The organism is Rahnella sp. BIGb0236, from assembly GCF_004364755.1.
Classification (GTDB): domain Bacteria; phylum Pseudomonadota; class Gammaproteobacteria; order Enterobacterales; family Enterobacteriaceae; genus Rahnella; species Rahnella victoriana.
Genome location: NZ_SOAO01000002.1, coordinates 488,345 through 501,530 on the forward strand (window position 1 = coordinate 488,345; position 13,186 = coordinate 501,530).

The 13,186-nt window shown below is 54.6% G+C and carries 10 protein-coding genes; 6 read left to right on the forward strand and 4 right to left on the reverse strand.

The window, feature by feature from the left end:
* Positions 1-6 precede the first annotated feature (6 nt).
* Positions 7-1,551, forward strand: coding sequence for an exopolyphosphatase (gene ppx, locus EDF78_RS05820; protein ID WP_119826719.1), 1,545 nt, complete (start codon positions 7-9; stop codon positions 1,549-1,551).
* A gap of 75 nt (positions 1,552-1,626) precedes the next feature.
* On the opposite strand, the gene EDF78_RS05825 is transcribed toward ppx, so the two are convergent.
* Positions 1,627-3,858: an EAL domain-containing protein gene (locus EDF78_RS05825; RefSeq protein WP_233432901.1), complete on the reverse strand. Its 2,232-nt coding sequence runs from the start codon at positions 3,856-3,858 to the stop codon at positions 1,627-1,629.
* 406 nt (positions 3,859-4,264) lie between these two features.
* On the opposite strand from EDF78_RS05825, the gene EDF78_RS05830 reads away from it, so the two are divergent.
* From EDF78_RS05830 to EDF78_RS05840, 3 genes are all read left to right on the forward strand, one after another.
* Positions 4,265-4,483 carry a YfgG family protein gene (locus EDF78_RS05830; protein WP_095925019.1) on the forward strand — a complete coding sequence of 73 codons (219 nt, stop codon included), beginning with the start codon at positions 4,265-4,267 and terminating at the stop codon, positions 4,481-4,483.
* Between the two features lie 9 nt (positions 4,484-4,492).
* Positions 4,493-5,932: a magnesium transporter gene (gene mgtE / locus EDF78_RS05835; protein WP_119826721.1), complete on the forward strand. Its 1,440-nt coding sequence runs from the start codon at positions 4,493-4,495 to the stop codon at positions 5,930-5,932.
* 209 nt (positions 5,933-6,141) lie between these two features.
* Positions 6,142-8,367, forward strand: a complete 2,226-nt coding sequence (locus EDF78_RS05840; protein WP_133822717.1) for a diguanylate cyclase — start codon at positions 6,142-6,144, stop codon at positions 8,365-8,367.
* A gap of 4 nt (positions 8,368-8,371) precedes the next feature.
* Here EDF78_RS05840 and alkA read toward each other — a convergent pair whose 3' ends face one another.
* Together alkA and cysS are read right to left on the reverse strand one after the other, a co-directional pair.
* A complete protein-coding gene (gene alkA / locus EDF78_RS05845) occupies positions 8,372-9,244 on the reverse strand; it encodes a DNA-3-methyladenine glycosylase 2 (protein WP_133822718.1) in 873 nt (290 codons plus the stop codon).
* Positions 9,245-9,417: 173 nt separating this feature from the next.
* Complete coding sequence (gene cysS / locus EDF78_RS05850; RefSeq protein ID WP_119826728.1) at positions 9,418-10,809, reverse strand: cysteine--tRNA ligase; 1,392 nt, start codon at positions 10,807-10,809, stop codon at positions 9,418-9,420.
* Between the two features lie 227 nt (positions 10,810-11,036).
* Here cysS and ppiB point away from each other — a divergent pair, with 227 nt between their 5' ends.
* Together ppiB and lpxH are read left to right on the forward strand one after the other, a co-directional pair.
* Positions 11,037-11,531, forward strand: a complete 495-nt coding sequence (gene ppiB, locus EDF78_RS05855) for a peptidylprolyl isomerase B (RefSeq protein WP_095925014.1) — start codon at positions 11,037-11,039, stop codon at positions 11,529-11,531.
* A gap of 11 nt (positions 11,532-11,542) precedes the next feature.
* A complete protein-coding gene (gene lpxH, locus EDF78_RS05860) occupies positions 11,543-12,265 on the forward strand; it encodes a UDP-2,3-diacylglucosamine diphosphatase (RefSeq protein ID WP_095925013.1) in 723 nt (240 codons plus the stop codon).
* Between the two features lie 110 nt (positions 12,266-12,375).
* Here the strand turns inward: lpxH and miaE are convergent, their stop codons facing one another.
* Complete coding sequence (gene miaE / locus EDF78_RS05865) at positions 12,376-13,008, reverse strand: tRNA isopentenyl-2-thiomethyl-A-37 hydroxylase MiaE (RefSeq protein WP_133822719.1); 633 nt, start codon at positions 13,006-13,008, stop codon at positions 12,376-12,378.
* Between the last annotated feature and the right edge of the window lie 178 nt (positions 13,009-13,186).

A 13,186-nucleotide genomic window follows, 5' to 3' on the forward strand; every position in this document is an offset into this window, starting at 1 on the left:
ACAACTATGCCCCTTAAAAACAGCCCACTGAATGCCAAGCCACAGGAAATTGCGGCGATCGATCTCGGGTCGAACAGTTTCCATATGGTGATCGCACGCGTCGTTAACGGCGCGTTGCAGGTCCTGGGACGCCTGAAACAACGCGTTCATCTGGCCGATGGCCTCGACAGTAAAAATGTGCTCAGTGAAGAAGCCATTCAACGCGGGCTGGATTGCCTGGCTTTATTCGCCGAACGCCTGCAGGGTTTTCCGGAAAACAACGTCACCATCGTCGGGACGCACACTTTGCGTCAGGCAGTGAATGCCGAGGAATTCCTCAAGCGCGCCAAAGAAGTGATCCCCTATCCGATTGAGATCATTTCCGGGCAGGAAGAAGCGCGCCTGATTTTTATGGGTGTTGAACATACCCAGCCGGAAAAAGGCCGCAAGCTGGTGGTGGATATCGGCGGCGGTTCGACGGAGCTGGTTATCGGTGAAGATTTCGAGCCGTTGCTGGCCGAAAGCCGCCGTATGGGCTGCGTCAGTTTCGCGCAGATGTTTTTCCCGAACGGCGAAATCAGCCGCAGTAATTTCAAACGCGCGCAGCTTGCTGCCGCGCAGAAACTGGAAACGCTGGCATGGCAATATCGTCTGCAGGGCTGGCAGTATGCGCTGGGCGCTTCGGGCAGTATCAAAGCTGCGCATGAAGTGCTGGTGGCGATGGGTGAAAAGGACGGGTTAATTACGCCGGAACGTCTGGAAATGCTGACCGAAGCGGTACTGGACTTTAAACATTTCAGCGCACTGGATTTACCGGGCCTGTCGGAAGACCGGCAATCGGTGTTTGTGCCGGGTCTGGCGATTCTGCGCGGCGTATTCGATGCGCTGGCGGTCAAAGAGCTGCGACTGTCTGACGGCGCGCTGCGTGAAGGTGTGCTGTATGAAATGGAAGGCCGTTTCCGCCATCAGGACATCCGCACCCGTACCGCAAAAAGTCTGGCCGAGCATTACAATATCGACCGTGAACAGGCGCGCCGCGTGCTGGACACCACCGAGCAATTGTATGCGCAGTGGCTGGCGCAAAACACCAAGCTGGTGCAGCCACAGCTGGAATCCCTGCTGAAATTCAGCGCCATGCTGCATGAAGTCGGTCTGAGCATTAATCACACCGGCATGCACCGGCATTCCTCATACATCCTGCAAAACACCAATTTGCCGGGATTCAATCAGGAACAGCAAACGCTGCTGGCGACGCTGGTTCGCTTCCACCGTAAAGCCATCAAGCTGGAAGAACTGCCGCGCCTGAACCTGTTTAAGAAAAAGCATTACATTCCGCTGATCCAGCTTCTGCGTTTAGGCGCGTTGCTCAATAACCAGCGCCAGTCGACGACCACGCCGGAATCCCTGCGGTTATCGACCGATGATAATCACTGGACGCTGCGGTTCCCCGCCGGCTATCTGGCGCAGAACAACCTGGTTCAACTGGATTTCGAAAAAGAACAGAGTTACTGGGAAGACGTCACGGGCTGGAAACTGATGCTCGAAGAAGAAGACGGTATCGCAGAAAGCTGACCGTTCCCGGCATGAAAAAAGCCCTCCCGCAGTCTCTGCGCGGAGGGCTTTTTCTTTTTACGGACTCACAGACAATCAGGCGAGCGGGAATTCCAGCAGTTTGTCTAACGGTTCCGGTTTCCCCACCAGATACCCCTGCATATAATCCACGCCCAGCGCGTGCAGCGCGGTTTTCTGTTCTTCCGTCTCCACATATTCCGCTACAATCGACAGATGCTTCATACGCGCCACCTGACAGATGGACTGCACAATGTAGGCATCCAGCGAATCGGTGAGCATATTGCGCACGAAGCTGCCGTCAATCTTCAGAATATCGGCCTGAATGGCTTTCAGACGGCCATAGCTGGCATACCCGGTACCGAAATCATCAATGGCAATCCGGCAGCCGTAGGACCGGAGTTCCCGCATCGCAAAATCGGCATATTTCATGTTCTGAAGTAAGTGAGATTCCGTCACTTCCAGCACGATCTGGAACGGCTCAATTTCATACTCCAGCATCAGCGTTTTAAAATCGCGGGTAAACGTCGGGCGGCACAGCGTCGACGGCGTGAAATTCACCGCAAAGCGCAGGCTCGGCAGTCGCACGCGGTTCTGATTAATAAACATCAGCGTGTGTTTCAGCACCCACATATCCAGCTGATACGACAGCCCGAACTCATGCACCACCGGCAGGAATTTATCCGGTGTGATCATCGTCCCTTCTTCGCCGTCAGACATGCGCAGCAGAATTTCATGATAACTGTCGCCACGCACGCCGAAGATCGGCTGCGCCATCAGCACAAAGCGGTCGTCATCCAGCGCACGCTGGATTTTATGCAACATGTCGACCTTCTCTCTGATTTCCAGCTGCACCTGACTGTGATCGTTTTTATTCGATTCCGGCTGTCCGGTGGTCAGGGAAACCTCGGCAATCCCGCTCAGTTCGCCCAGCAAAATCGGCAGATGTTCTACCGGCGAATACACCGTGCAGTAGGATAAACCGATATTGGGATGCAGCGGCAGGCCGTTCCAGATCAGGCGGAAATCTTCCAGATGCTCATGCAGCTCCTGCAGTTTCTTATCTGCATCCTCACAGTTCAGGCGCAACACCAGATCGTAACCCGGCAGATGATAAACCCGTTCTCCCGCCTGCAGATAAGGCTTCAGCCCGAGTGCCAGTTGTTGTTTGAACTGGATGCGCAGTTGCATGCCGTAATTACGGCTCAGCACGTCCATATCGGAAACCCGGATGAAGCACAGCATGGAACGCGGGTAACGCGCCAGATCGCGGTTAAAGGCGCGCAGATTGGGTAAACCGAATACCGGATCCTGCAACGCGGCGGCGCTGGTTCTTTTCATCAGCAGACGCTGGCGGGACGCAATGGCCGCCATCAGCAGCAGCGTAACGGTATACACCAGCATCAGGGCGGAGACGAACACCAGGTTATGGATAAACCCGTGTTCGGAGATAAAGCCCTGATAGTAATTGAATAAGATTGTCAGGGTGAAGGTCCAGACAATACTGATAAAGTAATAACCGTAACGCCATGCCCCGAACAGTAATACCGGGAACAGCAGCGTCAGCGTGTAATCACTGAGTAAAATCTTCATGAAAGGCTCGCTCAGCCCCGGCAGACAGAGCAGCGTCACCATGACAGCCAGCACCATAAACCACAGGACAATTTCAGCGAACTTCACACCCGGTGCCAGCTGTTTACGCAGCCTGGTGTACACCACGCAGAAATAACGCGGTTTACGGATAATGCGTAACACCAGATAAATCACATGCGAGTTGAGCAGGATCCCCAAAATCATCGCCTGCATATTGACCAGCGTTCTGAGCGTGACAAAGTCCCGCGTAGCCATGCCCAGATAGCCGGGCAGCAATCCGCTTTCAACCACAATCTGCAAGACGATAACGAAGAATAACGTCAGGAAAATCAGCAACCAGCCTACCCGCGCTTTCGCCAGATTCATCAGCCCGAGCGGCGCTGACCAGCGGCTTCCCGCCTGCCATCGGTATCCGAGCCAGGCCAGCGTGAGTGCCGTGAAGTAAATCACCGTCATCAGCATGCCCATCTCGGCACCGACCCGCAGGTAATAGCGCAGGAACAGGGTCAGCACAATGCCGGGCAATGCGGCCCAGTCGAACACCATCAGCAAGGCGACGCAGGTCGCCATCGGCATATAAATAAGATAGGTACGGCCATCCGGCAGGAAGATGATCGGCGAAAGCCAGGAGGTCACCGGGATCAGCACCAGCGCACAAATCGCAGGCAGTCCCCACCATTTATGACGCACGTCATGCCAGGAAAAATGTTTACGCATCAAGTCCATCTAAGTTTTTGCGCATGAACTTCATGCCGCGGTGAATGATTCAGGGTGTAACGGACGTCCGGCAGGCAGTCCGGCGACAGCAGCGAAAGGCTCTGTCCTCAATTATCGTCGTAAAAACGCCATTTCACAGAAAAGTACGGAGAAAAGAGAATACAGCGGAGGCCCGGGCACAATTGTATAAAATATGGCTGAATTCTAATCTGCCTTATCTTAAATCCCATGATGCAGATCAATAAACAGAATCTTTATGTTTATCGCGAAAAAACACTTAAAACAAATACCGCCTATTTTTTGCGTTTCTTAGCAGCCTGTTTAGATGTGCTATATAGTGTAACCGTTATTCTGAGCACGCCATCCTCAAGCTTACCGGAGCAAAATTCATTTAAGTGACTTTATTATGTCTCGAAAAATAAACATAAAAATGACCAAAATCGTTTTAGCGATCAGCTTCATTATTTTGTTCGGGCGTCTGGTCTATTCCGCCATCGGTGCGTATTCCCATCATCAGAATCAAAAACAAAGCCAGACTGATGCGCAAACCGTCACTCCTCAGGAAAAGACCCCCGAAAAAACCTGTACCGGCACCCTGAAAACCTGCCGTTACGCTAAGGACTAAGGATCCCCAATGTCTGCCGAAAAACCTAAAAATTACGGACAAAAACTGGCGGAAAGCCGCAGCAGGATCCTCGATCTCCTTCTGAACACCGATGACCTCGCAGACAGTATTCTGGGCGAGGAACCGGATGTTGATGACGCCACGCGCGCGCAACTGATGGACAACACCGCCGAGCTGACCTCGCGGGTACAAAATCTCCACGCGGCGGACGTCGCGGACGTTCTGGAAGCCTTGCCGATCCGCGAGCGTCTGGCGCTCTGGCGGCTGGTGGAACCGGCCGCACGCGGTAAAGCGCTGGTGGAAGTGTCAGAAACGGTCTGGGACAGCCTGATCGAAGAGATGAGCGACAAAGACCTGTTGAAAACCATGTCGCTGCTGGACGTGGATGATCAGGTCTATCTGGCGGAATATCTGCCGCGCGACCTGATTGGCCGGGTACTGACCTCGCTGGATCCGCGCCAGCGCGAGAAAGTCCGCGAGGTCATGAAATTCAGTAAAGAGTGCGTGGGTCGTATCATGGATTTCGAGCTGCTGACCGTGCGCCCGGACGTCACCCTCGGTACCGTTCAGCGTTTTCTCCGCTCGCGCAAAGCCATTCCGCAGGCCACCGACAAAGTCTTTATCACTGACAGGAAAAACACCCTGCTCGGCGAACTGCCGCTGACCACCATTTTGCTCAATTCACCGCATACGCTGGTTTCCGACGTGATGGTGACCGATCTCACCAGTTTTGAGCCGGAAGACAAGGCCGAAGACGCCGCCAGTGCGTTCGAACGTTATGACCTGATCACCGCGCCCGTGGTGGATAAAAAGGGCAAACTGATGGGCCGTCTGACCGTCGAAGAAATCGTTGATTTCGTCAACAACGACACCGACAGCAATTTACGCCGGATGGGGGGCTTAAGCCCTGAAGAAGACGTTTTCTCGCCGGTGACCAAAGCCGTCCGTAACCGCTGGGCATGGCTGGCCATCAATTTGTGTACCGCCTTTGTTGCGTCGCGCGTCATCGGTCTGTTCGAACACACCATTTCGCAACTGGTGGCCCTGGCCGCACTGATGCCGATCGTCGCCGGGATCGGCGGCAATACCGGTAATCAGACCATCACCATGATCGTCCGCGGGCTGGCGCTGCACCATGTCCAGCTCGGCAACCTGAAATTCCTGATGTTCAGGGAGCTGGGCGTTGCGCTGATCAACGGTCTGGTGTGGGGCGGACTGATGGGCATCGTCACCTGGCTGCTGTATGGCGACTGGGAAATGGGCGCCGTGATGACGCTGGCGATGGTCCTCAATTTACTGCTGGCCGCGGTGATGGGCGTGGTGATCCCGCTGACCATGGTGCGCCTTGGCCGCGACCCGGCGGTCGGTTCCAGCGTGATGATCACCGCCCTCACCGATACCGGCGGTTTCTTCATTTTCCTCGGCCTTGCCACCATTTTCCTGCTTTAACTGACGAATACCGGCTTACGGGCCGGTTTTTCGTTATTTATTACAGCGTAATGGCAAATTTATATTAATAATTAGCTGTGACCTTCCGATACTGATCACGCAACAGCGTGCTGCACACCTGTGGCAACTGCATGACAAGAATATAAAAATAAATGTCACTGTCTGCCTTTTACCGTCAGCCAGAATAAGGTTTCACTGTGGAAAATAGCATGTCGCCCTTCGACGATGACGAGCGGGCAAACTGGAAAACACCGCTTCTTACAGGCATCTCAATCTGCCTGCTGGCTCTGGTGTGCATGAAAATCATCCAGAACTCGTCTACGCTGGCGGGCCTGTGGCTGCCGACGTCATTGTTGATCCCGGTGTTATTCCATCACAACTTCCGCCACTGGATCCCGCTGCTGTGTGCGGCCGCACTGGGTATCGCTGCCGCGCATACGCTGGTGGGCACGCCCTTTCTGCGCTATCTGCCTTATCTGCTGAACAATCTGCTGGAAGCCTCGCTGTGCGCGGCGCTTTTGCGGCGCATGCTGTCGCGGCAGGATCCGCTTTCCGGCCTGAACCAGTGGATGAAATTTCTGCTTATCGCCGTGATTTTCTGCCCGCTGGTCAGTTCGGTGATCATGATGCTGTTTATTCTGCATGTGCATTCGCCGGAGGAATTGCAGAACCGTTTTGCCACCTGGTACATGTCAGAAGCCGTGGCTATTCTGGCACTGACGCCGCTGGGGCTGGTGTATCAGCGGGGTTATCTGACCCGGCTGCTCGCCTCACCGCGCTTTTTCGTGTTACTGCTGACCTTAATTCTGACACTGGTCGCCGGTTTTCTGGCACTGAAATGGCTGCCTTACACCTTTGCGTTTATCACCATCCCGTTGCTGTGGTGCGCTATCCGCCTGCCCCGTGTGGAAGCGTTTATTGTTTTTCTGTCGATGACGCTGATGATCGCCCTGCTGCACACCAGCGGGATCATCACCGTGCAACCGCATACCATGCAGGTGCCGCAGGGATTAATCTTCCTGCCGTTACTGCTGATCCTGTTACCGGCGAACGCCATGGCGATGGCCATGCATGCCCTGCGCGCTGAAAAATCGCACATTACCCAGAGCGAAAATCGTTTCCGCAATGCGATGGAATATTCCGCCATCGGCATGGCGCTGGTGTCACCGCAGGGGCAACTTTTACAGGTCAATAAAGCCCTGTGTAACCTGCTGGGCTATGAATCGGATTACCTGACCACCTTGAATTTTCAGGAAATTACCTATCACGAAGACCTGAGTAATGACCTTGCCTTACTGAATCAGTTACTCGCCGATGAAATTCAGAGCTACACCCTGGAAAAACGCTACCTGCGCCGCAACGGGGAAACTGTCTGGGCATTTCTGGCCGTTTCACTGGTGCGCGACGAACAGCATAATCCGCTGTATTTCATCTCACAGATTGAAGATATCAACGAACTCAAGCACACCGAGATGACCAACAAGCGCCTGTCGGAAGCGCTGCATGAAGAAAAAGAACTGCTGCACATCACCCTGAATTCCATCAACGAAGCGGTGATTTCAACCGACCGGAATATGAACATCACCTTTATGAATCCGGTCGCCGAGAAGATGACCGGCTGGAAGGAGCAGCAGGCGCAGGGGCAGCCGGTCAACCGCATTGTGGTGATCAGCAAAGGCCCGGATGGCCCGCTGATCGACAACCTGCTGCACTTTGATATCAACGAAAACCTGCACTCTTCCGTCGAGCGGTCGCTGGTGCTGCACGGTTATCACACCGGTTTGTTCGATGTACAGCTGGCCGTTTCCCCGCTGCGTACCCTGAAAGATGAACCGATCGGCATTGTGCTGGTGATTCAGGACGTCAGTAAATCCCGCGAACTGATGCGTAAGCTCAGCCACAGCGCGTCACACGATTTATTGACCGGACTGGCAAACCGGGGCAGTTTCGAATCGAGCCTGAAAAAAGCCCTGAATCTGACCGCCACACAGCATCAGCCTCACGGTATGGCCTTTATCGATCTGGATCACTTCAAGGCCATTAATGACACCGCAGGTCACGCGGCCGGGGATGAATTACTGCGCCAGATCAGCGCACTGATGCAGGAACATATCCGCAACAGCGACCGGCTGGCGCGGCTGGGCGGCGATGAATTTGCGCTGATCCTGTTTGATTGTCCGCTGGAACAGGGGCTGGCGATGCTGACGCAACTGGTCGATAAAATTAACGGCTTCCCGTTTATGTGGGAAGGCAAAATCTACCGCATCGGTGCCAGTGCCGGACTGACGGAAATAAACGATGCGAATGTCAGTGGCAGTGAATATATGGCGCAGGCGGATATGGCCTGTTATACCGCCAAACATCACGGACGCGGGCGGGTATTTCGTTACGAGCCGGGGCAGAAAACCGCAAAAGCGCATCTGACAGGCGAATAACCGGTCACGGCGTATCGGGCTGCCAGTCGTTGTTGAACCACAAATGCAGCGTGGCGTAGGTTCGCCACGGTTTCCACACTTCGGCATAGCGGGCGATTTGTCCCGGCGTCATGCCTGGAAAACGCTGTTTAATCAGATAGTCACCGCCGAGAAACACGTCGGGCGCGGACCAGGCGCGCATCGCCACATAACTGGCGGTCCAGCTGCCAATGCCCGGCATCGCCAGCAGCCGTTTTATGCCCTCCTGCACATCCGTGATGTCATCAAGCGGTAAACGCCCTTCTGCCACCGCCTGCGCAAAACCAATCAGCCCGGCTGCGCGTCTGGCCTGCACGCCGATACCGCGCAAATCCTCCACCGTTAACTGCCCGACAACCGCCGGAGACGGGAACAAATGCGTCAGCGCCGCAAACGGCGTACTGACCGGCTCGCCCCATTTTTCAGTCAGCCGCGTCGCCAGTGTCGCCGCCATTTTTACGCTCACCAGTTGCCCGAGGATCGCCCGCACCACCAGTTCAAAACGGTCAGCACATCCCGGCAGACGCAATCCCACGGCATTTTCTGCCAGCGACCCCAGACCTTCGGCGATAAGCTGTGGCTGCGCGTCCAGATCCAGCAGACGTCGCACCTGCGCAGCCACCTTCTCCGCCACCGGCGAGAGTGACGGCGACACCTCCAGCTCGACGCCGTCGCGCTCAGGTAACGGCCGCAGCCGCAGCCAGCCGGTCAGGCGCTGGTCATTGTGCATCACCGCCAGCGTACGCTGGTAATATTCGCCATCCTGCTGCTCCACGCCCTGCAAGGCACGCGCGCCGAGAAACGCCGTCATCCATTGCCAGTCATACGGAGGCTGATAGGTCAGAAACAGAGTGGTCACAGGAGGCTCCTTATAAAAAAGCCTCCCGGAAGGAGGCTATATGTCTCGCATCTCCAAAATAACCGGAGTTGCAGCAAGGCGGCAAGTGAACGAATCCCGGGGAGCTGACATAAGTCAGTGACCCGGGTTCGCGAACGCAGCCAACGCGGCGGCGGTTTCAGCTATGAAGGAAATTATTTGCGACGCCAGGTGGTACCGGCCGGTCCGTCTTCTAACACGATGCCCATTTCATTCAGACGATCGCGCGCTTTATCCGCCATGCCCCAGTCTTTGCTGGCGCGGGCATCGTTACGTTGTTTGATCAACGCTTCGATTTCAGCGACTTCATCATCGTTATCCGCCTGCGCGCCTGATTTCAGGAACTGCTCCGGATCCTGCTCCAGCAGGCCAAGCACGCCCGCCAGCTGACGCAGTTCCGCCGCCAGACCGTTGGCCGCAGACAGGTCTTCCGCTTTCAGACGGTTGATGTCACGCGCCATATCGAACAGCACGGAATAGGCTTCCGGCGTGTTGAAATCGTCGTCCATGGCCGCACGGAAACGCGCAACAAACGCGTCGCCACCGGCTGGCGCGGCACTGACGTCAGTCCCGCGCAGCGCGGTATACAGGCGTTCCATCGAGGTACGCGCCAGTTTCAGGTTCTCTTCACTGTAGTTCAGCTGGCTGCGGTAATGACCCGACATCAGGAAGTAACGCACGCTTTCGGCATCGTAATATTTCAGCACATCGCGCACGGTGAAAAAGTTATCCAGCGATTTGGACATCTTTTCGCGGTCGATCATCACCATGCCGGAGTGCATCCAGGTGTTGACGTACGGGCCGTCGTGCGCGCAGCTTGACTGTGCAATTTCGTTTTCGTGGTGCGGGAACATCAGATCAGAACCGCCGCCGTGAATGTCGAAATGCGCACCAAGTTGTTTGCAGTTCATCGCCGAACATTCGATGTGCCAGCCCGGACGGCCTTCGCCCCACGGAGAAGTCCAGCTCGGTTCGCCCGGTTTGGACATTTTCCACAGCACGAAATCCATCGGATTGCGTTTGACGTTAGCTTCTACTTCCACGCGCGCACCGGCCTGAAGCTGGTCCAGATCCTGACGGGACAACACACCGTAATCAGGATCGCTTTCCACCCAGAACATCACGTCGCCGTTCGATGCGACATAAGCGTGATCGCGGTCGATCAGCTTCTGTACGATATCGATAATTTCATGAATATGCTGCGTGGCGCGCGGTTCGGAATCGGGCGGCAAAATGTTCAGGGAGGCGAAATCCGCGTGCATTTCCGCGATCATACGCTCTGTCAGCGTCATGAACGTTTCGCCCTTTTCAGCCGCACGTTTAATGATTTTGTCGTCGATATCGGTGATGTTACGCACGTATTTCAGGTCATAACCGAGGTAACGCAGGTAACGCGATACCACGTCGAAAGACACAAAGGTGCGACCGTGGCCGATATGACACAGGTCGTAAACAGTGATCCCACACACGTACATCCCGACTTTACCGGCATGAATTGGCTTGAATTCCTCTTTTTGGCGACTCAGGGTATTAAAAATCTTCAGCATCAGGCTATTCCGTGTGTTGGGCGTAGAAAATGACGTTGGCGCATTTAAGCGACACTAACGGCCATAATATAACGAAAATGATTTCACCGAAACGGCATAAGGCCGCCGGACGGGCTTTAGTGGTCACAAAGGCGCTGCTGACGGCAACTTTTGAGTTATGGTATAAGAAAAGGCTATAGTAGCCGCTCTGACAGAGAGCACACATCAACATTAGCAGGATGATAATTATGGTCACTTTACACACCAACCACGGCGACATCGTCATTAAAACTTTCGCAGACAAAGCGCCAGCCACGGTTGAGAACTTCCTGAACTATTGCCGTAAAGGCTTCTACGACAACACCATTTTCCACCGTGTGATTAACGGTTTCATGATCCAGGGCGGCGGTTTTGAGCCTGGCATGAACCAGAAAAACACCGATGCACCTATCGATAACGAAGCAGACAACGGCCTGAAAAACACCAAAGGCACGCTGGCGATGGCCCGTACTAACGATCCGCACTCTGCCACGGCACAGTTCTTCATCAACGTCACTGACAACGATTTCCTGAACCACAGCGGCAAAAACGCACAGGGTTGGGGTTACTGCGTATTCGCAGAAGTGGTTGAAGGTCAGGACGTGGTTGACGCGATCAAAGCGGTGAAAACCGGTCGCAGCGGCATGCATCAGGACGTTCCACAAGAAGATGTTGTGATCAAAAGCGTCACAGTCAGCGAATAATCAACGTCGGGATGACCACGTTTTTTATCGCAGATATCCATCTTTGCGCACAGGAACCGGCAATCACTGCCGGTTTTCTGCGTTTTCTGCGTGAAGATGCGCCGCAGGCCGACGCCCTGTACATCCTCGGCGACCTGTTCGAAGCCTGGATTGGCGACGACGATCCGCAACCGCTTCACGCTGACATCTCCGCCGCACTCAATCAGTTACACCAGCAAGGCGTGCCCTGCTTTTTCATTCATGGCAATCGCGATTTTCTGCTCGGCAGACGTTTCGCCCGCGACAGCCTGATGACGTTGCTGCCGGAGAAAAAAGTGCTCGAGTTGTACGGACGCCGCGTGCTGATCCTGCACGGTGACACGTTGTGTACCGACGATGTCGCGTATCAGAACTTCCGCAAAAAAGTGCACAATCCGTTTATCCAGAAACTGTTCCTGATGCTGCCGCTGAAATGGCGACTGGCGATTGCTGCCAGAATGCGCGCCAACAGCAAAGCGTCTAATCAGGGCAAATCCATGGACATTATGGATGTGAACCCGCAGGCGGTGGTCAGTGAAATGCAGATGGCGGGCGTCGAATGGATGATCCACGGTCACACCCATCGGCCAGCCATTCACGATGTCCCGCTCGGTAACAAAACCGGCCATCGTGTGGTACTCGGCGCCTGGCACGAAGAAGGCTCAATGGTGAAAGTCACCGCCGATAACGTCGAGCTGATAAGATTCCCGTTTTGAGTCACCTTTCCATACCCTAAATAATTTGAGGGGCTGGAAGGCGACAAGCTCATGAATCCCCGGGAGCTTAGCTGACTAAGTGACCGGGGTGAATGAGCGCAGTCAACGCATCAGCAGCTCGAAGTATGAAGGGTAACGGGTACGCCTGAATGGAAGCGGAACTGCTCGTCCGGGGTTAAGATCAGTTCCGCTTCAATCCTGCCAAACTCCTCCACACGCTCGCTGATATCCGTCCCGGCGTATTGCTCTGCCAGTGCCAGATAGTCGGTAAAATGCCGTGATTCTGAACGCAGCAACGAGGTGTAAAAGCGCGACAAGGTTTCATCGAGATGCGGTGCAATCTTGGCAAAACGCTCGCAGGAACGCGCTTCGATGTAGGCCCCGATAATCAGCCGGTCGACCAGAATATTCAGATCATCGTGATGGCGGGTATGTTTAATCATGCCGCTGGCGTAGCGCGACGGGGAAAGCTGGGTATAGGTGATATTGCGCTTTTGCATGATCTCCACCACTTGTTCGAAGTGATGAAGTTCTTCACGCGCCAGACGCGCCGCGCAAAACAGCAGTTCGGTGCGCTCAAGGTATTTGGTCATCAGGCTCATCGCCGTGGCCGCCGCCTTCTTTTCACAGTTAGCGTGGTCGATCAGCATCACCGTCTGATTTTCCAGCGCCACATCCACCCACAGCGCGGGCGTTTCACAGTGAAGAAAATCATAAATCGGTGCCAGTAAAGCCTGCGTCATAAATCAGTTTCCAGTCAGGTGTGTCATCAATATCGTGGTGTGGATTATACAAATCTGCCGCCCACTTCTCACCAAAAATGCACCGTTTTGCGGCGACGCAACCGTTTTCCTCCCTCACGGAGCATGCTATCATTTGCGCCCTCGCAGTTTCTATTTCCGAATCACAGGAGCTTTACAG

Bases quoted from the DNA above. Each gene is read 5' to 3' on its own strand.
- miaE (WP_133822719.1), bottom strand. From the start codon at position 13,008: ATGACGCAGGCTTTACTGGCACCGATTTATGATTTTCTTCACTGTGAA.
- lpxH (WP_095925013.1), top strand. From the start codon at position 11,543: ATGACCACGTTTTTTATCGCAGATATCCATCTTTGCGCACAGGAACCG.
- EDF78_RS05840 (WP_133822717.1), top strand. From the start codon at position 6,142: ATGTCGCCCTTCGACGATGACGAGCGGGCAAACTGGAAAACACCGCTT.
- EDF78_RS05830 (WP_095925019.1), top strand. From the start codon at position 4,265: ATGTCTCGAAAAATAAACATAAAAATGACCAAAATCGTTTTAGCGATC.
- cysS (WP_119826728.1), bottom strand. From the start codon at position 10,809: ATGCTGAAGATTTTTAATACCCTGAGTCGCCAAAAAGAGGAATTCAAG.
- EDF78_RS05825 (WP_233432901.1), bottom strand. From the start codon at position 3,858: ATGCGTAAACATTTTTCCTGGCATGACGTGCGTCATAAATGGTGGGGA.
- ppiB (WP_095925014.1), top strand. From the start codon at position 11,037: ATGGTCACTTTACACACCAACCACGGCGACATCGTCATTAAAACTTTC.
- mgtE (WP_119826721.1), top strand. From the start codon at position 4,493: ATGTCTGCCGAAAAACCTAAAAATTACGGACAAAAACTGGCGGAAAGC.
- ppx (WP_119826719.1), top strand. From the start codon at position 7: ATGCCCCTTAAAAACAGCCCACTGAATGCCAAGCCACAGGAAATTGCG.